The 21,314-nt window shown below is 68.4% G+C and carries 15 protein-coding genes; 7 read left to right on the forward strand and 8 right to left on the reverse strand.

Annotation, left to right across the window (positions count from 1 at the left end; all coding sequences use genetic code 11):
• Positions 1-42: 42 nt before the first annotated feature.
• A complete protein-coding gene (locus AC1DT6_RS17425; protein ID WP_441636863.1) occupies positions 43-1,251 on the reverse strand; it encodes a CaiB/BaiF CoA transferase family protein in 1,209 nt (402 codons plus the stop codon).
• A gap of 146 nt (positions 1,252-1,397) precedes the next feature.
• Here AC1DT6_RS17425 and AC1DT6_RS17430 point away from each other — a divergent pair, with 146 nt between their 5' ends.
• The gene (locus AC1DT6_RS17430; protein WP_441636865.1) at positions 1,398-2,288 is read left to right on the forward strand and encodes a LysR family transcriptional regulator; all 891 of its coding nucleotides are present in this window, start codon (positions 1,398-1,400) and stop codon (positions 2,286-2,288) included.
• Positions 2,289-2,307: 19 nt separating this feature from the next.
• Here the strand turns inward: AC1DT6_RS17430 and AC1DT6_RS17435 are convergent, their stop codons facing one another.
• Positions 2,308-3,468: a helix-turn-helix transcriptional regulator gene (locus tag AC1DT6_RS17435; RefSeq protein WP_441636867.1), complete on the reverse strand. Its 1,161-nt coding sequence runs from the start codon at positions 3,466-3,468 to the stop codon at positions 2,308-2,310.
• 327 nt (positions 3,469-3,795) lie between these two features.
• Entirely contained in the window at positions 3,796-6,105 is a 2,310-nt protein-coding gene (locus AC1DT6_RS17440) for a mechanosensitive ion channel family protein (protein ID WP_477111153.1), read from the reverse strand.
• A gap of 325 nt (positions 6,106-6,430) precedes the next feature.
• On the opposite strand from AC1DT6_RS17440, the gene AC1DT6_RS17445 reads away from it, so the two are divergent.
• The 4 genes from AC1DT6_RS17445 (at position 6,431) to AC1DT6_RS17460 (ending at position 9,852) form a co-directional block, all read left to right on the forward strand.
• Positions 6,431-6,835, forward strand: a complete 405-nt coding sequence (locus AC1DT6_RS17445; RefSeq protein ID WP_447431580.1) for a hypothetical protein — start codon at positions 6,431-6,433, stop codon at positions 6,833-6,835.
• 30 nt (positions 6,836-6,865) lie between these two features.
• Positions 6,866-7,111: a GlsB/YeaQ/YmgE family stress response membrane protein gene (locus tag AC1DT6_RS17450; RefSeq protein ID WP_441636139.1), complete on the forward strand. Its 246-nt coding sequence runs from the start codon at positions 6,866-6,868 to the stop codon at positions 7,109-7,111.
• 321 nt (positions 7,112-7,432) lie between these two features.
• Positions 7,433-8,215, forward strand: coding sequence for an SDR family NAD(P)-dependent oxidoreductase (locus tag AC1DT6_RS17455; protein WP_045235399.1), 783 nt, complete (start codon positions 7,433-7,435; stop codon positions 8,213-8,215).
• A 59-nt stretch (positions 8,216-8,274) separates the two neighbouring features.
• Positions 8,275-9,852 carry a fatty acid--CoA ligase gene (locus tag AC1DT6_RS17460; protein WP_441636158.1) on the forward strand — a complete coding sequence of 526 codons (1,578 nt, stop codon included), beginning with the start codon at positions 8,275-8,277 and terminating at the stop codon, positions 9,850-9,852.
• Between the two features lie 385 nt (positions 9,853-10,237).
• Here the strand turns inward: AC1DT6_RS17460 and AC1DT6_RS17465 are convergent, their stop codons facing one another.
• Together AC1DT6_RS17465 and AC1DT6_RS17470 are read right to left on the reverse strand one after the other, a co-directional pair.
• A complete protein-coding gene (locus AC1DT6_RS17465; protein ID WP_441636141.1) occupies positions 10,238-11,473 on the reverse strand; it encodes an acyl-CoA dehydrogenase family protein in 1,236 nt (411 codons plus the stop codon).
• A 46-nt stretch (positions 11,474-11,519) separates the two neighbouring features.
• Positions 11,520-12,665, reverse strand: a complete 1,146-nt coding sequence (locus AC1DT6_RS17470; RefSeq protein ID WP_441636143.1) for an acyl-CoA dehydrogenase family protein — start codon at positions 12,663-12,665, stop codon at positions 11,520-11,522.
• 268 nt (positions 12,666-12,933) lie between these two features.
• Here AC1DT6_RS17470 and AC1DT6_RS17475 point away from each other — a divergent pair, with 268 nt between their 5' ends.
• Entirely contained in the window at positions 12,934-14,478 is a 1,545-nt protein-coding gene (locus tag AC1DT6_RS17475; protein ID WP_441636145.1) for an AMP-binding protein, read from the forward strand.
• Positions 14,479-14,649: 171 nt separating this feature from the next.
• Positions 14,650-17,412, forward strand: a complete 2,763-nt coding sequence (locus AC1DT6_RS17480; protein WP_477111154.1) for a winged helix-turn-helix domain-containing protein — start codon at positions 14,650-14,652, stop codon at positions 17,410-17,412.
• 6 nt (positions 17,413-17,418) lie between these two features.
• On the opposite strand, the gene AC1DT6_RS17485 is transcribed toward AC1DT6_RS17480, so the two are convergent.
• The 3 genes from AC1DT6_RS17485 to AC1DT6_RS17495 form a co-directional block, all read right to left on the reverse strand.
• Positions 17,419-18,489: an Ldh family oxidoreductase gene (locus AC1DT6_RS17485; protein ID WP_441636149.1), complete on the reverse strand. Its 1,071-nt coding sequence runs from the start codon at positions 18,487-18,489 to the stop codon at positions 17,419-17,421.
• Between the two features lie 48 nt (positions 18,490-18,537).
• On the reverse strand, positions 18,538-20,112 hold the full coding sequence (locus AC1DT6_RS17490; RefSeq protein ID WP_441636151.1) for an APC family permease: 1,575 nt from the start codon (positions 20,110-20,112) through the stop codon (positions 18,538-18,540).
• A 109-nt stretch (positions 20,113-20,221) separates the two neighbouring features.
• Complete coding sequence (locus AC1DT6_RS17495; RefSeq protein WP_441636153.1) at positions 20,222-21,148, reverse strand: dihydrodipicolinate synthase family protein; 927 nt, start codon at positions 21,146-21,148, stop codon at positions 20,222-20,224.
• Positions 21,149-21,314 lie beyond the last annotated feature (166 nt).

The raw sequence follows: 21,314 nt of genomic DNA on the forward strand, positions 1-21,314 counted from the left end.
CGGCCGGCTTCCTTTATGTTAGGAGCGGGAATGGGGCAGGGGTTAGGCGTCGGCGGCCGGGGGCGCGCAATAGGCTGCGCCGTCCCGTCCCAGCTCGTCGATCTGCTGGGTGGTCAGGCCCGCCTCGCCGAGCAGTCCGCGGGTGTGCTCCCCCAGGCGCGGCGGCAGTGCCGGCGCCGCGCGTTCACCGTCGAACCGCACCGGTGCGCCGGGAAAGCGCAGCGTGCCCATGGCCGGGTCGTCCAGCATGTCGAAGAAGCCGGTGGCGCGCAGGTGCGGGTCGTCCACCAGTTCGGCGAGCTGGTTGACGCGCGCGACCGGGATCTGCAGCGTTTCGCACAGCGCCAGCCAGGCGTCGGTGGTGCGCGCGCGCACGATTTCGCCGGTCAGTTCGTACAGCGTTTCGATATGCTGCGTGCGCGCGGCGATGCCGGTGAAACGCGCGTCGGCCGCCAGGTCGGGACGGCCCGCGGCGGTAAAGAAGTCACGCCAGTGCGCATCGGTGTACGGCATCATGCAGACGTGGCCGTCGGCGGTCTGGTACGGCCGGCGCAGTGGCGCCAGCACGCGCGGATAGCCGGCAGGCCCGCGCGGCGGTTCGAAATGCTGGCCGTACAGATGTTCGACCAGGTTGAAGGCCACCATCGACTCGAACATCGGCACTTCCACCAGCGTGCCCTTGCCGCCCTGGCGCTCGCGCCCGGCAAGGGCGGCCGAGATCGACAGCGCCGCCACCAGGCCACTGGTCTTGTCGGCCGCGATGGTGGGGAAATAGCGCACAGTGCCGGTTTGCGCCGCCATCAGCGCGGCGTTGCCGGACAAGCCCTGGATGATGTCGTCGTAGGCCGGGCGGCCGCCATAGGGACCCTCCTCGGCAAAGCCCAGCAAGCTGACGTAGACCAGGCGCGGATGGCGCGCCATCACGGCGGCGGGTTCCAGCCCCAGACCGCCCAGCTTCTGCGGGCGCATGCTGTGCACGAACACATCGGCGCTCGCCAGCAGGCGCTCCAGCGCGGCCTGGGCCGCGGGCAGCTTGAGATTGAGCGCCACGCTCTTCTTGCTGCGGTTCACGCCCAGGAAGATGGCCGACATGCCGTCTTCGGCGGCGGGGCCGGTGCGCCGCGTGGAATCGCCTTCGGGGGGTTCCACCTTGATCACTTCGGCGCCGAGGTCGGCCAGCCACTGGCTGGCGTACGGGCCCATCACGACCGTGGATAGGTCGATCACGCGGATGCCTGAGAGGGGCAACATGCCTGGGGTCTCCTGTCTGTTCTTGTGCCGGTTGCCGCTTGCGGCCGGGTGTGGCCGTGCGAATGCCGATGGTCACAGGGTAGAACAGGGCAATGGTTTGCGTCTAATATTAGATTTTTAGGATCCGATATTCAGCGGATATCAACGTGGACCTTCGTCAAATTCAGCAGTTCGTTGCCCTGGCCGAGACCGGGAACTTCCATCGCGCGGCCGAGCGCCTGCACATGGCGCAGCCGCCACTATCCATTTCGATCCGCAAGCTGGAGGATTCGCTCGGCACGCCGCTGTTCGTGCGCACTTCGCGCGGGGTGCGGCTGACCCAGGCCGGCGAGGCCGCGCTGCACGATGCCCGGCGCGCGCTGTTCCACGTGGCCCAGGCGCGTGCGGCGGCGCTGGCCGCGGCGCATGGCGAACGCGGCGCGTTGCGCGTGGGCTTTGTCGGATCGGCTACCTATGCCTTGCTGCCCAGGCTGATCCCGGCGTTCCGCGCGGCCCACCCTGGCATCGAGCTGATCCTGCATGAATCCACCTCGGCGGCGATCCTGGACCGGCTGGAGCGCCATCAGCTCGATGCCGGGCTGGTGCGCTTTCCCATCCTGAGCAGTGGCGGCTATACGCTCATGCCGCTGGAGACCGACGAATTCGTGGCCGCGGTGCCGGCCGACAGCCGCTTTGCCGCGAGCGATGCGATCGCGCTCAAGGCACTCGCTGGCGAGCCCTTCATCATGCATCCGATCGCGGATGTGCCAAACCTCCAGGCGGTGGCCATGATGCTTTGCCAGCAAGCGGGCTTCGTGCCGCGTGTGACGCAAGAGGCGGTGCAGGTGCAGACCATCGTCAGCCTGGTGGAGAGCGGCCTGGGGGTGGCGCTGGTGCCCAGCGTGGCGGCGCGCTATACCAACCGACGCGTGCGTTTCCTGCGGCTGACCAGTCCGCGGCCGGCCGCGCGCATCGGCATTGCGCTGGCCACGCCCACCGACAGCGACGATCGCCAGGTGCAGCGCCTGCTGGAGGTAGCCCGCGCCGCGGCCGGCTAGGCCGGGCTCGTGGCCTGGATCAGATGGACACCCGGCCGCCACGCGGCGTGCCGGCGCGTTCCAGCGCCACGCCCGGCAGCAGGTGTAGCAGGCGCACCAGTTCGCTTTGGCGGTGGGTGCCGGTCTTGCGCAGGATGTCGCGGATATGCACGCGTACCGTATGCGGAGAAACAAACTCGCGTTCGGCGATTTCGTTGAGGGTTTCGCCGGCCGCAAGGCGGATGGCGACGATGCTTTCCTTGCGCGACAGGCCGAACAGCGAGGTCAGCACCGAGGTGTCGAGCACCGAGCGCGATTCCGAATTGCCCATCAGCACCATGGCGAACGGCAGTTGCCACGGGCCTTCCACCGGCTGGCGCGCCACCAGCGGCAGCACGATGATGGGCACGGGCTGGCCGCCCGAAGTGATATGCATCCACGAGCCGGCCGCCGCCTCGCCACTGCGGGGATGCATGGCGCGCTCCAGCAGCTTGTGCAGCGTGACGTGCAGGTTGGGATCGTGGGCGGTGAGCACGCCGCTTTCCAGCGCCAGCTGGCTGTCGGCCTGCACCAGCGCTTCGGCCCAGATATTGGCGTAGCGCACACGCATGTCGGCCTGCAGCACCATCACGCCGAAGTCGAGCGAATCGAGCCCGGCCAGGCCAAGGGCGGCCAGGCCGCTCAGTTCGAAGTTGCGCTGCTGCATGCGCGCGGCGCGTGCCCAGTGCGGCAGCACGCGCGCCAGACGCCGGCTGCGGCAGGCCGAGGCGTCCGTGCCACCGAAACCGGCGCCCTGCCGGCCGTCGCGGCCGGTGCCGCCCATCAGCACGCAGACCTCGGCGGTATCGAGCAGGCGGATGCCTTGCTCCAGGTCGGCGCCATGCGCCGGCGCTCGCCAGGGTGCTTCGTCCTCGCCTTCGCCCGCGTGGGCGACGGCGAGCGTGCGCGCCGGCAGGTTCGCCAGCGCGTGCAGGCCCTCCGGGACATGCGTGCCTTGCGCCGAGAAGCAGCCGTGCGGGGTGACGCCGAGGCGTGCCTGCCCGGACAACTTGTCCCATACCAGGTAATGCGGGCTGTCGGTGTCGGTGTAGCTGGAGAAGAGGCCGAGCGCGGCAGGCATGGCGGTGACATCAAGCGCCGACTCATAGATCGAATCGATCAGACGATGGAAGTCTTCGTCCGCCGATGGATGGTAGCCCATATTGTTTTTCTCCCCGGTGGCTTTCGCCCGATTCCGCTTTGCGCTTTTTCCTGGCCAGCTGGTACGGCTGGCTCGCGATGGCCGGCTCCGATGTGGCGTGCGCCACCGGACAGGATCGGGTCGCCCGTTTTACAGGGCGCCGTTTCTCTGCGTTACCGCTGGCGGCATTATGCGTATCCGAGCATAACTTCGCAAACGGCAGTGTTGTATAAGCTGTTGTTTTGCCGATTATTTCAAAATATTTCAGCGCTGAAATACCGCCGCCCGGCACACGGGCCGGCAAGGCGTACCCGTTTCTGCGTGCGTCTTGTGCATCCCGTCGCAGGCTCAGCCGGCGGCGGGCGCGCCTGGCGTGCGGGCGGCGGCGGCACCAGCTGCCAGGTCATCGGCCTGAACTGCCTGGCCAGCGGCGAGTGTTCCGCCTTCGACCTGCACCGTCACCCGTTGGGTGGCCATGCTGATGCCGTGCTGGTCAAACTTGCGTTTGAGCCGGAGGTTGAAGGCGCGCGTGATTTCCGCCTGGGTCAGCGGCCGGGTCTTGAACTGGGCCAGCACCACCGACCCGCCGGGGTCGAAGCGATCGAGGCCAAGGATATCGAGGCCGGACAGCAGGTTGCGGGCGTAACGGAAATCGCGTGCTACTTCGTTGCCGGTCTCGCGGATCAGTTCGATGGCGCGATCGAGATCGCTGCCATAGGCCACGCCGATGTTGAACACGGCATAGGCATAGCCGCGCGACATGTTCTTGATGGCCTTGATCTGGCTGTACGGCAGCACGTGAAGCGCGCCCTTGCCGTCGCGCAGCTTCACGGTGCGGATGGTCATGGCCTCCACCGTGCCGGCATGGTCGGGCAGTTCCACCGAATCGCCGATCGCGATGGAGTCTTCCACCACGATAAACAATCCGGTGATCAGATCCTGCACCAGGCTCTGCGCGCCGAAGCCGATCGCCAGGCCGACCACGCCGGCGCCGGCCAGCAGCGGTGTCACATTGACGCCGAGGTTGGCCAGCACCACGATCAGCGTGATGACCAGCAGCGCCACGAACAAGGCATTGCGCACCAGCGGCAGGATGGTCTTGGCCCGCAGGCTGGGCGCCTGCCCGCGGCCATAGGCAGGCGTCAGCGTTTGCGTGATGGCCGTATCGATCAGCAGCCACAGCAGCCAGGACATCAGCACCGTGCTGGTCACGCTGAACACCGCCTCGCCGATGCGCTTGCCGACCGGCGTCGACTCGATCAGCGAGAGCAGCGATATGCCCCAGATGCGGCTGGCCAGTTCGAAGTAGGCGAACCAGATCACCACCCGTACCAGCGCCACGGCGAAGCGCCCGAAACGCGCCAGGTAGGCCGAGCGCTGGCGGTCGCGAAAGCGTGGCGCGCGGTGCGCGGCCTTGGGCGAGCGGCCGGTGATGAGCGTCAGCAGCAGCGCGGCGACGAACAACGCTACCGAGCCCACCGTGCGCCGCAGGAAGATGTCGGCGTGGCCGGTGGCCAGCACTGTGCCGGCCACCGAGGCCACCACCACCGCCAGCACCGGCAGGTGCCAGGTCGAGCCCACCAGGCGCAACAGATCCATGATGGCGGGATGTTCCTGGCGGAAGGCGAGCGGCCGGTTGCCGATGATCTGGCCGATCTGCCGGCGAAAGCGCAGCGTGAAACAGGCGATCAGCAGCGCCGCGGCGATATTGGCCACGGTGGAGATCAGCGCCGAGAGGTTGGTGCCGAGCGAGGCGATCACCCGGGCGTCGTTGGTGACGTCGCCCAGTGCCGCCAGGACGCCGGTGGCGAACAGCAGCCCGCGCGAGTGCAGCAGCAGGTCATGCACCGCGTGGGAGCGATGCGCGGACCTGAACAGCGCGAAGATGACCTGGCACACCGCACCCATCACGGCTCCCGCCACCACCGAATAAGCGATCACCATGCCGGCCACGCTGGCGGGCGAGCGCTCGAACATGCTGCTGGAGAGCAGCATCGCCAGGGCGAAGGCCGCGACCCACGGCGCCACCCTGCGCAACATGTACAGCCCGACGTCCATCCAGGACGGTACTGTCGGCAACTCGTGGCGCACGGCCGGCCGGATGCGCCGGTGGCGCACCCGCCTGACGACCTCCAGCAGCAGCCATCCGGCCAGGAACCAGGCCGAGAGCACCGTGCAGAACTCCCGCGCCGATTGCCACGGCGAGCGGGTCCCGTTGACGGTCAGCGCGGCCTGCCACTCCTCGCCGGCGAAATCGATCCGCCAGCGCCAGTAATGCCATGGCCCCTTGTCCTTGCCCAGTGTCGCGTCGAGGTGGTCCACCGCCTCGGCAATCGCCCCGAGCAGGCCCGGCTGCGGCGCCGACGCCGCGCTGGCCGCATCGACACCCTGGCGCAGCGTCTGCAACTGCTCCACCAGGGCCTTGCGATCCTTGTCGCTCTGCAACGTGGTGATGACCTGATCAAGCGACTGGGCAAGCGGCTCGCTGGCGGCGGGGTGCGAGGCCGGCGCGGCGTCGGCCTTGACGGCTGCCGCCAGCGTGGCCAGTCCGGGCGGCGCCGCGAGCGCCGGGCGCGCCAGCAAGGCGCCGGCCAGCGCGAGCCACAGCCCAAGCAGCAGCGGAACCAGTGCGGCGCCACTGGCGCGGGTGGTGGCCATTGGCGTTTTCGGGGACCTGTTCAGGAGCGTCATCGCATGCACGTAGAGGGCTGCCGGTCCTAGCCGGGGAATGCCTGACACTGTAGCGCATCGCGGATACCGCACCCCTGTTCGGCCAGCGCTTTGCCGTCATGGGCATTCAGAGGCACATCGTACGTGTGGCCGATCCCTCCCAAAGCCGGGGCACGCGTGCGGTGCCGGGCTCGCGGTCAACGCAGTGGCGATGCGGGCCGTTGAGTGAGGTATTGCGTGTCGGTCGGGTTGCGGCTGTCTGCAGCCCTGTCGTTTCCTTGTCCCATTGGCATTGTTACCGCAGGAGCCTGTCATGAATGCTATGAAAGCCGTCACCGTCTCGCCCGCCATGTTCAGCCGGCGCGTCGGCTTGCCCATGCTGCTGGCCGCCGCGCTCTTCGTCTCGATCCCGCACCTGGCGCGTGCCCAGGCCGCGCCGGCGGCTCCGGCCGCTCCCGCGGCCGCCCCGCCGATGGCCAAGCCTGCCGCGCCCGCCACCACCGCACCGATGGCCAAGCCGGCCGCGCCCGCTGCCGCCGCGTCCGGTGCCGCCGCACCGGGTGGCGGGCCCGGTCAGGTATGGGTCAACAAGAGTTCCAAGGTCTATCACTGCCCCGGCACGAAGTACTATGGCAAGACCAAGAGCGGCGCCTACATGAGTGAAGCCGATGCTACCGCGCAAGGCTTCCATGCGGATCACGGCAAGGCATGCAAGTGAGCAACGAACATCGCTGCCGGGGGGCATGACATGCACTTGATCTGGGTCGTTCTAATCGGCTTTCTCGCCGGGCTGGTTGCGCGCATGCTAACGCCGGGCCGCGGACCGAGCGGCTTCTTCCTCACCGCCGGCCTGGGCGTTGTCGGCTCGCTGGCCGCGACGTTCCTCGGGCAAGCGCTGGGCTGGTACCGGACTGGACAGTCGGCCGGCTTTATCGGTGCCGTGGTGGGCGCGGTCATCCTGTTGCTGCTGTATCACCTGGCGACGAGGCGCTAGGTTCCGGGGCACACGCGCGTCCGTCGGCTCGTCAGTTCATTAACTCGTCCATTCGTCCGTTCGTCCATTCGCAAGGCCGCAGCAAGCCGTTGCGCACGGGAGCATCCCGTGCGCGACGGCATGGGCGCTGCCATGCGGCGTCCGGTGTGTTTTCATGCATTCGTCGCTTCCGACGATGCGTGCCGCGCCGCCATCCCCGAATCTCCATACCACGCTGGCCGGGCCGCTTCGCGGTCTGCCGGACGCAGGCATTCCACCGCCCGCGCATCGCCGCGCGCCGACGGGAATGATTCAGCAGATACGGGAAAACGTGGAGAAGAGATGGAACTCGATGCAACGGTAACGGCAGTCATCACGGGTGGCGCCTCGGGCCTGGGCGAAGCCACCGCGCGCGCGCTGGCGGCGCACGGCGTGCGCGTCGCGCTGTTCGACATGAATGCGGAAAAGGGCGAAGCCGTGGCACGCGAACTGGGCGGCGTGTTCTGCCAGGTCAACGTGACCTCGGAGGCCGAGGTCGAAGCCGGCTTCGCCAAGGCACGCGCGGCGCTGGGCCAGGAACGTATCCTGGTCAACTGCGCCGGCACCGGCAACGCCATCAAGACCGCATCGCGGGCCAAGGAAGCGCCGGACCAGATCCGCTTCTTTGCCTCGGATGCGTTCGAGCGCATCATCCAGATCAACCTGATCGGATCCTTCCGCTGCCTCGCGCGTTCGGCCGCCGGCATGCTGACACTGGACGCGCGCGACGGCGATCGCGGCGTCATCATCAACACCGCCTCGGTGGCGGCGCAGGACGGGCAGATGGGCCAGGCCGCGTACTCCGCCTCCAAGGCCGGCGTGGTCGGCATGACCCTGCCCATTGCGCGCGACCTGTCCGGCGAAGGCATTCGCGTCAACACCATCATGCCCGGCATCTTCAATACGCCGCTGCTGCAAGGCGCGCAGGAGCACGTCAAGGCAGCGCTGGCCGCCTCGGTGCCGTTTCCGAAGCGGCTCGGCGCGCCGGAAGAGTTTGCCTCGCTCGCGCTGGAGATGTGCCGCAACAGCTATTTCAACGGCGAATCGGTAAGGCTCGACGGCGCCATCCGCATGGCGCCGCGCTGATCTCTCACCCCAAGGAAAAGGACGCGCGCATGCAGCAGGACCGAGAGAAGGAGGCGCTGATGGATTTCAGTTACCTGACGACATTGCCGCACGCGTTGCGTCACTTCGCGCAGCGGCGGCCCGATGCCGTGGCCTATGCCTTCGAGGGCAGGCTCACGACGTACCGCGAGTTCGACCGCCACACCGACAGCGTCGCCCAGGCGCTGCTGGCCGCGGGCATCGGGCCGGGGGACCGTATCGGCTATATCGGCAAGAACTGCGATCACTATTTCGAGTTGCTGCTGGGCGCCGCCAAGATCGGCGCCGTGATGGCGCCGGCAAGCTGGCGCCTGGCGCCCCCGGAGGTCGGCTATATCGTCGGCCACTCCGATGCCGCGCTGTTGTTCGCCGGGCCGGAATCGGTGGAACTGGTGCGCAAGCTGCTGCCGGCGTTGCCGCTGGTGCGCGGCGTGATCGCCATGGAAGGCGGCCAGGCGGACTGGCCCGCCTATGCCGCGTGGCGCGACGCGCATGCACCCGTGCCGCCGGCGCACCAGCCTGCCGCGCACGACGTGGTGCTGCAGCTTTACACCTCCGGCACCACGGGCCGCCCCAAGGGCGCCATGCTGACCCATCGCAACCTCACCGCCGGCACCGAGGCGAGCGAGCGCGAGGATATCCCTTGGTCGCGCTGGACGGATGACGATGTCTCGCTGGTGGCGATGCCGGTCGCGCATATCGGTGGGTCCGGCTGGGGGTTGCGCAGCTTGCTGGCGGGGGCCAAGGGCGTGGTCGCGCGCGATTTCGATCCTGCCGCGGTGCTGGATTTCTTCGAGCGCGAGCGTGTCAGCAAGCTGTTCCTGGTGCCTGCCGCGATGCAGTTCGTATTGCGCGATCCGCGCGCGCGCAGCATCGATTACTCCCGCCTGAAGACCTTGCTGTACGGGGCTGCTCCGATTCCCGCGGCGTTGCTGCGTGAAGGCATCGAGGTATTCGGGTGCGGCTTCGCGCAACAGTACGGGATGACCGAAACCACCGGCACGGTGGTGGCGTTGCCACCGGAGGACCATACGACCGAGGATGTGCCGCGTATGCGGGCCGCGGGCAAGCCTTTGCCCGATGTCGAGGTAGTGGTGGTGGACTGGGAGGGCCGGCGGTTGCCGCCCGGGGAAGTCGGGGAACTGATGATCCGGTCGCCGCAGAATATGGCGGGGTACTGGAAGCAGCCTGATGAGACTGCGCGGACGATCGATGCGGACGGGTGGTTGCGGACCGGCGATGCGGGCTATCTCGACGCCGAGGGTTATGTTTATATCCACGACCGGGTCAAGGACATGATCATCAGCGGGGGGGAGAACGTCTATCCGGCTGAGGTGGAGAGTGCCATCTATGGCCACCCGCAGGTGGCCGACGTGGCGGTGATCGGGGTGCCCGACGAGAAGTGGGGCGAGGCGGTCAAGGCGATTGTCGTGCTAAAGGCGGGGCAGGTTGCTGACCGCGATGGCATTGTGGCTTGGGCGCGGGAGCGGTTGGCTGGGTTCAAGATTCCCAAGAGTATTGAGTTTGTGGATGCGTTGCCGCGGAATCCGTCGGGGAAGTTGTTGAGGAGGAAGTTGAGGGAGCCTTATTGGGAGGGGTTTGAGCGGAGGGTTAATTGAGGGGGGGGGTTAGCTTTAAAAGCCCTGAAAACCTAAAAGCCTAAAGTCAAAGGCGGTTTCACCCCCCTGCGGGGGGCGACCTACTTTCTTGTCTTGCCAAGAAAGTAGGCAAACAAGGCGCCCCATACGGCCTGGTACACCTTCACGGCTCGCTTCGCATCGCGCTGGGGTGCGGCCCGCCCTTGGGGGCGCTCCGCACGGCTACACCGAATTTTCGCGTGGTGATATCGATCGGTCCGCCGGTTCGCTCCCCTCTCCCGCCTGCGGGAGAGGGGTCGGGGGAGAGGGCGGGCGCTCGTTATGTCGTCGCGCTGGAGAGGCCACCGGATTTGCTTCCGGTGGCTCGTGTCCGCCGTTCATGCGATTGCTGCCGAGGCTCTCAACCTTAGAGCCCCAGCACCAGCTTCGCGATGATGTTGCGCTGGATTTCGTTGGAGCCGGCGTAGATCGATGCCTTGCGATAGTTGAAGTAGCGCGGCGCGAGCGGTGCGGCGTAGTCGGGGCCTATCTGCGGCCCCGCGGGGCGTCCCTGCTGTTCCGCCCATCCGTCCTGCACGAAGGGCAGCGCGTAAGGTCCGGCGGCTTCCACCGCCAGTTCGCTGATGGCCTGGATGGTTTCGGTGCCTGCCAGCTTGAGCATGCTGGAGGCGGCGCCGATCGAGGTGCCCGACGCTACGCTGGAGAACAGCCGCAGCTCGTTCGCTTCCAGCGCGGCGGCGCGTACATGCAGCTCGGCCAGTTTGCGGCGGAAGCCGGGATCGTCGAGCAGGCGGCCGCCATCTTCGCCGGGTTCGTTCGCCGCGATGCGCGCTACCTTGGTCAGTTGCTGGCGCAGCATCGGACCATAGCTGCCGCCGCGTTCGAATTCGAGCAGGTACTTGGCGTAGGTCCAGCCGAGGCCTTCTTCGCCGATGCGGTTTTCGACCGGCACGCGCACGTTTTCAAAGAAGACCTGGTTGACTTCCTGCTGGCCCGCGACCGGGCCGTCCAGCGTGGGCAGCGGCGCCACGGTGATGCCGGGCGTGCGCATGTCCACCAGCACGAAGGAGATGCCGTCCTGGCGGCGTGCGTCGCGGCTGGTGCGTACCAGGCAGAACATCCAGTCGGCCCATTGCGCGTGCGTGGTCCAGATCTTGGAGCCGTTGAGGACATAGTGCTCGCCGTCCTGATCGCGCCCGCGCTCGGCGCGCATCTGCAGGGAGGCCAGGTCGGAGCCGGAGTTGGGTTCGGAGTAGCCCTGGCACCACCAGATGTCGGAGCGCAGGATGGGCGGCAGGAAACGCGCCTTCTGCTCGGGGCTGCCGTATTTCATGATCACCGGCGCCACCATCTTCAGGCCCATCGGCGATACGGTCGGGCAGCCGGCGGCGGCGGTCTCGGCCTGGAACAGGTAGCGCTGCGCCGGCGTCCAGCCGGGGCCGCCGTATTCCTCGGGCCAGTTGGGCGCGGCCCAGCCGCGCTCGAACAGTTTCTTCTGCCAGCGCACCTGGCCTTCCTTGTCGAGGTAGCCATTCTTGGTGCGCGCCATCAGGGCCTTGAGGCCGGGGTCGAAGGCCTCGGTGATCCAGGCGCGGACCTCGTCGCGGAACTGCAGTTCTTGCGGGGAGAAATCGAGATTCATCGGTGGGCCTCGGGATGTTCGTCGGTGCGGGCAGGGATGCGTGCGCTCACGCGGCAGCCGGATACAGCAGGTCGGCGTAGCGGCGCAGGTGATGTTCGGCCGAGCCAAACTGCAGGTCGATGGCGGTGACGCGCTTGAAGTAATGCCCGACGGCAAGCTCTTCGGTCACGCCCATGCCACCGTGGATCTGCACCGCGGCCTGGCCCACGAACTTGCCGGCCTGTCCGGCCTGCGCCTTGGCGGCGCTGGCGGCAAGCGCGCGCTGTGTGGGATCGGCGCCTGCCTGCATGGCGGCGACCTGGGTCAGCGCCACGGTTTGTTCGAGCTGCACATACATGTCGGCCATGCGGTGCTGCAGCACCTGGAAGGTGGCGATCGGCACGCCGAACTGCTTGCGCTGGCGCGCGTAGTCGACCGTATCGGCGAGCATCCGGCTCATCGCGCCGCCGGCTTCGGCGCACAGCGCCACGGCGGCGTCGTCGCTCAGGCGCTCGATCAGCGCCAGCGCGTCGCCCTCGGCGCCCAGCCGGGCGCTGTCCGGCACGAAGACGTTGTCGAGCAGGATGTCGGCGGCGCGCGAGCCGTCCACCGTGGGGTATTCCAGCAGCGTCACGCCCGGCGCGTTGCGTTCGATCCAGAACAAGCTGATGCCGGCGCGGTCGCGGCGCTGGCCGGCGGTGCGCGCGCTGACCACCAGGTGCGTGGCCCACGGCGCGGCCACCGCCACGGCCTTGTGCCCGCTCAGGCGCCAGCCGCCTTCGCCACGCGTGGCGCTGGTCGCGACGTCGTGCAGGCAATAGCGGCTGCGCGGTTCGCCGTGCGCCCAGGCTACCGTGGCTTCGCCGCCGATGATGGCGGGCAGCCAGTTGGCCGCCAGCGTTTCGCTGCCATGCAGCAAGGCGCCGCCGCCAAGCACTACGGTTGACAGGTAGGGCTCTACCACCAGGTGGCGGCCAAACTGCTCCATCACGATCATGTGTTCGATGGCGCCGCCGCCCAGCCCGCCGAAGCGTTCCGGGAACGCCGCGCCGAGCAGGCCCAGTTCCTGCGCCAGCGCCTTCCAGCATGCGGGCCGCCAGCCGGCCGGCGAGCGGAGCGCCGCCTGGCGCGTTTCGAAGTCGTAGTGATCGGCCAGGTAGCGCGCGAGCGTGTCGCGCAGCATTGATTGTTCTTCGCTGAATTGGAAATCCACTGTGGGTCCTCGGCGCGGTTGCTTTAGGGCACCTGCCATTATGCGAAGCGGCTGCGGCGCTGCATCGTCCGATGCGACGAATCGTCCCCGGCGCGCAAGCGCGCCTGCGCATCGATTGCGGCACCGCGTCAAGGCGCGTTCGTCGCTTCGGACGATGCCCGGGACGGCCGCGTGTCCGGACAATGTGGGTCGTCGTATTCCATGCCGGATTCCGCGGCATCCATCCAGTCAGCCAGTTCTGCCACACCCACTTCCAGGAGGGTCAGTCATGCACCCGCATGTTCACGCGCAGCGCACCCCGGACAAGCCGGCCATCATCATGGCGGGCGGCACCGTCGTCACCTACCGCGAGCTTGACGAGCGCTCCAACCAGGTGGCGCGCTTGTTCCGCGATCACGGCTTGCAGCCCGGCGACCGCGTGGCCTTCCTGCTGGAGAACCATCCGCGCCTGTTCGAGCTGTGCTGGGGCGCGCAGCGCTCGGGGCTGATCTACGTCTGTATCAGCACGCGGCTCAATGTGGACGACGCGGCGCACATCGTGGCCGACAGCGGCGCCAGGATGCTCGTCACCTCCCACGCGCAGGCCGCGGTGGCGCAGGGGCTGGCGGCCAAAGCGCCGGGCCTGGGCGCGCGCCTGATGATGGACGGCGCCGTGCCCGGCTTCATCGCTTATGAGACCACCCTGGCGCAATACCCCGGCTGGCGCATCGAGGACGAATGCGCGGGCACGGACATGCTGTACTCCTCCGGCACCACCGGCCGCCCCAAGGGCGTATTCACGCCGCCGGCCAACCCGCAGATCGACGTGCCGGGCAGGCTGGCGCTGATGTGCCAGTCGCTCTACCAGTTCGGCCCGGACATGCGCTACCTCTCGCCCGCACCGCTCTATCATGCGGCGCCGCTGCGCTACAACATGGCGGTGCAGCAACTCGGCGGCACCTCGGTGGTGATGGAGCATTTCGACGCGGAAGCATTCCTGCGGCTGGTGGCCGCGCACCGCATCACACACACCCAGGTCGTGCCGACGATGTTCTCGCGCATGCTCAAGCTGTCCGGGGCGGTGCGCCAGCGCCACGATGTTTCCTCGTTGCGCTTTGCCGTGCATGCCGCCGCGCCCTGTCCGGTGGCCGTCAAGGAGCAGATGATCGAATGGTGGGGCCCGATCATCTGGGAGTACTACGCCGGCACGGAGGGCAACGGGTCCACCGCGGTCGGTTCCGCCGACTGGCTCAGCCACAAGGGCACGGTGGGCCGCGCGTCGGTGGGCGAGTTGCGTATCTGCGACGACAGCGGCGCCGTGTTGCCGCCGGGCGAGCCGGGCATCATCTACTTCGCCGAGGGGCGCAGCTTTGTCTATCACAACGATCCCGAGAAGACCGTGCAGTCGCGCCACCCCGTGCATGCGGGCTGGACCACGCTGGGCGATGTCGGCTACGTGGACGAGGACGGCTATCTCTACCTGACCGACCGCAAAGCCAACATGATCATCTCCGGCGGCGTCAACATCTATCCGCAGGAGGCCGAGAACCTGCTGATGACCCATCCCAAGGTGATGGACGTGGCGGTGATCGGCGTGCCCAACGAGGACTTCGGGGAGGAAGTCAAAGCGGTGGTGCAGCCACTCGACATGGCGCACGCCAGCCCGGCGCTGGCCGACGAATTGCTTGCCTTTTGCCGCACGCACCTTTCGCCCATCAAGTGCCCGCGCTCGGTGGACTTTGCCGACGAACTGCCGCGGCTGCCGACCGGCAAGCTGCTCAAGCGGCTGCTGCGCGAGCGCTACTGGGCGGGACGGGAGAACAAGCTCGTCTAGGCAGCGGCACCGGCGCGCATGGGTGCGCCGGGTGCCAGGCGGTCGTTTACGCCATAATCAGCCGTTCGATCCCTGGCGCATGTGGCGCCAGCAGCCGGCAACCATAAGCCGGTGCCGATCGCGCGGCATCCGCCCGGCGCGGATGCCGCCGCCAACAGGAAGACACGGCGAATGGCAATAATCGAGGAGACCAGCGCGGGCCACGGGGGCGCCGCCCGCGCGGCCACGCTGGTGGCAAAGCTGCGCCCGCCCATGCTGACCCCGTTCCAGGTGGAACGCCGCGCCATTTGCGACGCGGTGTGCGCGGCCGGCTTCGTCAAGCTGGTGCTGGTGCGCGCGCCGGCCGGTTTCGGCAAGACCACCGCCATGCTGCAATGCCGCGCGCGGCTGGATGCCGACGGCGTTGCCACCGCCTGGCTCACGCTGGACCGCGCGGACAACGACGCCACGCGGTTTCTCGGCTCGCTGGAAGCCGCTTTCGAGCTGGTGCTGCGCAAGGGGGGCGCGCCGCTCGCCGCCAGCCAGCCGGCGCCTCGGCCGGTGGGCGAGCAGGCTCTGGCGCTGATCGACCGCATGGCGGGCCACGACCGCCCCTTTACCCTGTTCCTGGACGACTTCGAGGCCTTGCAGAATCCCGCCGTTGCCGGCCTGGTCTGGCAGGTGGTGGAGCAATTGCCGCCTGGCGGCCGGCTGGTGGTCGGCACGCGCTGGGTGCCGGATTCCGGGCTGGCACGCCTGCGCGCGCGCGGCGAACTGCTGGAGATCGAGCCTGCCCAGCTGCGCTTTACCGCCGACGAAACCGATCATTTCCTGCGCCGCGCGCGCGGCCTGGCGCTGCAACCCGCGGCCATCTCCACGCTGCACCGCCGTACCGAAGGCTGGGCCACGGCGCTGTGGCTGGCCTCGGTGGCGCTGGAGCGGCGCGGCCAGCCGGACGCCTTCATCGCCGGCTTTTCCGGCTCCAACGCAGCCGTTGCCGATTACCTCGTCGAGGACGTCTACCTGCACCTGCCCGATGCGGTGCGCGCTTTCCTGCTGCGCACCTCCATCCTCGACCAGCTCAGCGGGCCGCTGTGCGACGCCGTCTGCGGCACCGCCGACAGCGAGGAAATCCTCGCCTGGCTGGAGCGGGCCAACCTGTTCCTGATGCCGCTGGACGGCGAACGCCACGGCGGCGCCGAGCGTCCCGCCCAACCCAATGCGCGCTGGTACCGTTATCACAGCCTGTTCTCCAGCTTCCTGCGCGCGCAACTCCAGCAGGGCATGCCGGACGAGGTGCCGGCGCTGCAGATGGCCGCCTCGCGCTGGTACGAGGCGCAGGGCCGCCCTGTGCCCGCCATCGAACATGCGCTGGCGGCCGGCGCGGTCGGCCACGCGCTGCCGCTGCTGGCGGGCTCCGTGGACGACCTGCTGGCGCAGGGGCGCATGCGCCTGCTGACGCGCTGGCTGGACGCCGTGCCGGCCGACGCGCTGGCGGCGTGGCCCAAGCTGCAGATCGCCCATGTCTGGGCCTTGTCGTTTACGCGCGGACCGGCGGACGCCATCGCGCTGCTGCAGACCATCCCGCTGGCCGGCGCCGAGGGCGACCTGCTGGCCCACGTGCGCGCGCTGCGCCATATGCTGCTGAACATGATGGACCGCTTCGACGAGGCGCGCGCCTACAGCCGCGATGATCCCCTGCCGCTGCCGATGGGCTACCCGTTCCCGGATTCCATCCTTGCCACCTCGATGGCGCGCATGGCCGCGGTGACCGGCGACTACCGCGAGGCGCGCCGGCTGCTGGGCGTGGCCCGCCAGGTGGTGCGCGGTTCCGACAGCAATTTCAACAAGATTTTCTCGGAATCGGTGGAGGGGCTGATCGACCTGCGCCAGGGGCGCCTGCAGCAAGCGCTGGCGCGTTTCCGCATTGCCGCCAGCACCATGCTGCCGAACCGCTATGGTCCCACCAACGGCAACGCCATGGCCGGCATCCTGCTGGCCGAAGCGCTCTACGAGATCAACGAGCGCGAGCGCGCGGAGCGCCTGCTTAATGTGTACGTACCGCTGGCGCGCGACCTCGGCCTGCCCGACCAGATCATCACCGGCCATACCGTGCTGGCCCGCATCGCCTGCGATCGTGGCGACGTGGACGGCGCGCACGAATGGCTGGCCGCGCTCGAGCACCTCGGCCATCATCGCGGCCTGCCGCGGCTGGTGCTGGGCGCCATGCTGGAGCGCGCCCGGCTGGCCCTGCTGCAGGGCAACCAGCATGCGGCGGAGGAGGCGCTGCTGCATGCGGCGGACCCGGCACTGTGGCGGGCGCGGCCCGGCGTCAGCGCCGTCAGTTCCTTTGCCAACGACGTGGAAGACGTGCCCATGGGGCGGCTGCGGCTGGCACTGTTCACCGAGCCCTCGGCCGCCACGCGCGAGGCGATCGAGAAAGAACTCGCTGCCGCCGAGCGGGCGCAACTGATGCGGCGCGCGCTCAAGCTGCGCATCCTGCTGGCGCTGGCCTGCCAGCGCAGCGGCGATGCCGCGCGAGCGCTGCTGACGATGGGCGAGGCACTGCGCTTCGGGGCGGCGGAAGGCTTTATCCGCATCTTCGCCGACGAGAGCGCCGAGATCCGGCGGCTGGTGGGCGAGGCCTGCGTGCGCCAGGGCAGCGCGCTGTCCGCGGGCTACGTCGAGCGGTTGCTGCAGGCTTGCGGCGGCGCCCCGGAGCCAGCCGACCCCGCCGCCATGCAGGCCCGCCACGGCCTGCTGGAGCCGCTCACGCCCAAGGAGCAGAAGGTGCTGCAGCTGCTGGCCGAGGGCTTCTCCAATGTGGCGATGGCTGACCGGCTCTTTGTCTCGGAGACCACAGTGCGCACCCACCTGCGCAATATCAGCGCCAAGCTGCGCGCCAGCAACCGCACGCAGGCGGTGGCTATCGCGCGGCAGCTGGGTTTGCTGTAGCGATCCTCAGGCCGCGCTGCGCGGAAGCAGGGCCACGACGTCGTCATACAGCGCGCGCGGGATGAGCACGCCATGGCGCAGGCTGGCTTCGCGCGCCCGATAGCGGCGCTGCGAAGGCAGCCGCGCCCCTTGTCCGAGCATCGCCTCGAACAGGCTTTCCGCCCGCGCCAGCTCCGCCTCGCACTGCGCGCCTAGAAAGCGCGCGGGATCGATGGCGATGATCAGCTCGCCCCCCATCGGCGACGACTTCGTGCCCGCATCGTAGGCCAGCGAATCCATGCTGGTCATGTCGGCGATCAGCGGACCGGCGAGCAGTTCGACCATGGCGGCGAGGGCTGCGCCCTTGTGGCCGCCGAAGGTCAGCATGGCGCCGTGGTCCAGCACGGTGGCGGCATCGGTACAGGATTTCCCGTCGGCATCGATGCCCCAGCCCTCGGGGATCGGCTTGCCCGCGCGGCGATGCAGTTCGATCTCGCCGCGCGCCACCGCACTGGTGGCGAAGTCGAAGATGAAAGCGGGCTGGCCGGCGCGCGGCCAGCCGAAGGCCAGCGGATTGGTGCCGAACAGCGGCTTGCTGCCGCCCGCGGGCGTGACCCAGGCATGGCTGGGCGTGCAGGCCAGGGCGACCAGGCCGGCGTCGGTCAGCGGTTCGATGTCCGCCCACAAGGCGGAGAAATGCACGCAGCGGTTGATGCCCAGCGCCGCGATGCCCTGCGAGCGGGCCTTGCCGATCAGGTGCGGCAGCGCCGTCTTGTAGGCCACCTGCGAGAAGCCGCGCATGGCATCGGCCCGCAGCAGCGCGGGCGCCATCTCGTGCAGCTTGGGCATGGCGTCCGGCGACACCTTGCCGGCCTTGAGCGTGGCGATGCAGCCGAGCAGCCGGTAGAGGCCATGGGAAGCGCAGCCGTCGCGCTCGCCGGCGACCAGCGTATCGGCCACGGCCTCGACATGCGGATCGCTGAACCCGTGATGCCGCAGCACGGCGATGGCCAGCGCGCGGACTTCGCGCAGGGAGAGGCGCTCGGTGGCAGTGCCGCGCGCCTGCCTGTGCTGCGGTGGGGCGACGGGATCGTTCATCGGGGCTCCGGGTTGAGGTGGGGGTTGAGGTTGAGGTTGAGGCAAGCGCTATTCGTCATCGTCAGCGCCGAGATCCATCAGCGCGGAAGGTATGCCGGTGCGGGCTCCCCAGCCATAGATCCCCAGCGCGATAAGCGCCACCAGTGCGGTGTCCCACGGATGGCCGATCGCGCCGATGCCGCCGAAGGAACCCAGGTAGGAGGCCACGATGATCAGCACATAAAAGGCGATCAGCCACAGCGAGGACTTCACCTGTTGCGCCAGGCTCAGGCGATGGGTGGGTACCGCGCGCCTGCAAAGCAGGTAGACCACGAACATGGCGATCTGCAGTCCCAGCAGCCAGGACACCGTGCCCCAGCCGGACCAGTACACGATCAGCGCGGCGATGATGAACGAGAGCGGGCCGAGCACCGCCAGCCACCGGACCCGGAACGGCCGGTGCAGGCCGGGCGCGTTGCGGCGCAATGCGGCCACCGTGACGGGCGCGACCGCATAGCTCAGCACCAGCGCGGCCGACACCACGTTGATCATGGCCTCCCACGAGGGAAAGGGCAGGGTCCAGAACACGGACAGCGCGAAGGTCAGCCACAAGGCCGGCCGCGGAATACCCGAGGGCGCATCGATACGGGAGAACAGCTTGAAAAAGGTGCCGCCGCGCGCCCAGCCGTAGACCACGCGGGGCGTGGCGTTCATGTAGATATTGCCGGTGCCGCTGGGCGAGATCACCGCGTCCGAGACCACCAGGAAGGCCAGCCAGCCCACGCCGAGCGCCAGCGCGATATCGCGGTAAGGCAGCGCGAACGCCTTGCCGACGCCACGCCAGCCATCCGACAGCGTCTCGGTCGGCACGCCGCCGAGGAAGGCGATCTGCAGCAGCACGTAGATCAGGGTGGACAGCAATACCGACAGGATCAGCGCGATGGGAATGGTGCGCTGTGGCGAGCGGACTTCGCTGGCCACCGAGATGATCGGCGTCAGCCCGAGGTAGGCAAAGATGATGCCCCCGGCGGAAACGGCGGCCTGGATGCCGGACAGCCCGAACGGCGCGAAGCCATGCATCTGCAGGTTGGCCGGCTTGAAATGCGTGAACAGCACCACGATGACCAGCAGCGGCACCACGAACTTGAACACGCTGACGATGTTGTTGGCGCGCGCGAAGGTCTTGACGCTGTAGTAGTTGAGCACGAAGAACAGGCACAGCATCGCGAACTGCGCCGCCCAGCCGAGCGGGGTGGGATCGCTCGATCCCGGCTGGCTCAGGAAGGGGAACCAGGCCGCCGCATACTGGCGCGCGGCCACGACTTCGATGGCGATCAGGCTGGAGAAGGCGATCAGCGTGATCAGGCCCATCAGATAGCCCATCAGCTCGCCGTGGGAAAAAACCGGGTAGCGGATGATGCCGCCCGCGCGCGGCAGCGCCGCGCCCAGCTCGCAGTAGACGATGCCGAGCAGCAGCACGGCAAAGCCGCCCAGCAGCCAGGAGACGATGCCGGCCGGCCCGGCGATGGCGGATACGTGGCTGGCGGCGAACAGCCATCCCGACCCGAAGATCGCACCCAGGCCGATAAAGGTGAGATCGGTCAGGGTGAGCTGCCGCTTGAACTTGCCTTGCACTGGAGACATGGGGACTCCTTGGTCATCGGGTGATGGCCGTCCGGACGATGCGGCCATCCGCCCGCGAACGCGGGCGGCGGGCGGGCGGATGGCGGCCGCGCGGGCCGGCGGCGCAGTCTCAGGCCCGCAGGCCGACGTCCGGCAGCACCGGGCGCGTGGCCATGGCCTGCGCGACCACCGTCATCACCTGTTCCAGTGCCTCGCCTTGCAGCGGCAAGCGCGGAGGCCGCGTGACGGCGCTCCCGCGCCCGGCGAGTTCCTCGCACAGCTTGATGCACTGGACCAGGTCCGGGCGCGAGTCCAGGTGCAGCAGCGGCATGAACCAGCGGTACAGCGCCAGCGCCTCGTCGAAGCGCCGTTGGCGGGCCAGGCGGAACAGCGTCTCGCCTTCCTTCGGGAAGGCGTTGGACATGCCCGAGATCCAGCCCTCGGCCCCCACGGCAATGCTCTCCAGCACCACGTCGTCCAGCCCGGCGAACAGCACGAAGCGGTCGCCCACGGCGTTGCGCAGGTCGATGAAGCGGCGCGTATCGCCGGAGGAATCCTTGAAGCAGACGATGTTCTCGCAATCGGCGAGCGAGACCAGGATGTCCGGCGTGATGTCGCTGCGGTAGACCAGCGGGTTGTTGTAGAGCATGACCGGCAGGTCCGTGGCGGTGGCGATGTCGCGGAAGTGCGCGGCGGCTTCGTGCGGCTTGGCGGAGTAGACCAGCGCCGGCATTACCATCACGCCGTCGACGCCGACCCGCGCCGCTTCGTTCACCATGTCCCGGGCGAAGGCGGTGGTGAATTCGGCAATGCCCGCGATGACCGGGATGCGGCCCCTGGCGGCGTCTTTCGCCGCTTCGATGACGGCAAGCTTTTCCAGGGTGGACATCGATGTGTTCTCGCCCACGGTGCCGCACACCACCAGGCCGGAGACCCCGTCGGCGACCAGGTTGCGCATCACCTTGTGGGTGGCTTCGATATCCAGCGAGTAGTCGGCCTTGAACTGCGTGCTGACGGCGGGGAATACACCGGTCCAGTGGATGGCGTTGCGGCTCATATCGTCTCCTTTTGTGTGCGTGGGGTGTGCCGGCAGGGCATCACCTGGCCACCAGCCTTCAGGTTCGCAGTTGCGCGCCGTTCGGGCTTGAGACTTTCCGCAAAGCAGGTAGACGAAATCGGCACAATACGAGCCCGCATCGGGCGAGGCCGCGCAAGCGGGCTTG

It is taken from the genome of Cupriavidus sp. 01L45, assembly GCF_056399885.1.

Bases quoted from the DNA above. Each gene is read 5' to 3' on its own strand.
- AC1DT6_RS17425 (WP_441636863.1), bottom strand. From the start codon at position 1,251: ATGTTGCCCCTCTCAGGCATCCGCGTGATCGACCTATCCACGGTCGTG.
- AC1DT6_RS17435 (WP_441636867.1), bottom strand. From the start codon at position 3,468: ATGGGCTACCATCCATCGGCGGACGAAGACTTCCATCGTCTGATCGAT.
- AC1DT6_RS17440 (WP_477111153.1), bottom strand. From the start codon at position 6,105: ATGGCCACCACCCGCGCCAGTGGCGCCGCACTGGTTCCGCTGCTGCTT.
- AC1DT6_RS17445 (WP_447431580.1), top strand. From the start codon at position 6,431: ATGAATGCTATGAAAGCCGTCACCGTCTCGCCCGCCATGTTCAGCCGG.
- AC1DT6_RS17450 (WP_441636139.1), top strand. From the start codon at position 6,866: ATGCACTTGATCTGGGTCGTTCTAATCGGCTTTCTCGCCGGGCTGGTT.
- AC1DT6_RS17455 (WP_045235399.1), top strand. From the start codon at position 7,433: ATGGAACTCGATGCAACGGTAACGGCAGTCATCACGGGTGGCGCCTCG.
- AC1DT6_RS17460 (WP_441636158.1), top strand. From the start codon at position 8,275: ATGGATTTCAGTTACCTGACGACATTGCCGCACGCGTTGCGTCACTTC.
- AC1DT6_RS17465 (WP_441636141.1), bottom strand. From the start codon at position 11,473: ATGAATCTCGATTTCTCCCCGCAAGAACTGCAGTTCCGCGACGAGGTC.
- AC1DT6_RS17475 (WP_441636145.1), top strand. From the start codon at position 12,934: ATGCACCCGCATGTTCACGCGCAGCGCACCCCGGACAAGCCGGCCATC.
- AC1DT6_RS17480 (WP_477111154.1), top strand. From the start codon at position 14,650: ATGGCAATAATCGAGGAGACCAGCGCGGGCCACGGGGGCGCCGCCCGC.
- AC1DT6_RS17485 (WP_441636149.1), bottom strand. From the start codon at position 18,489: ATGAACGATCCCGTCGCCCCACCGCAGCACAGGCAGGCGCGCGGCACT.
- AC1DT6_RS17490 (WP_441636151.1), bottom strand. From the start codon at position 20,112: ATGTCTCCAGTGCAAGGCAAGTTCAAGCGGCAGCTCACCCTGACCGAT.
- AC1DT6_RS17495 (WP_441636153.1), bottom strand. From the start codon at position 21,148: ATGAGCCGCAACGCCATCCACTGGACCGGTGTATTCCCCGCCGTCAGC.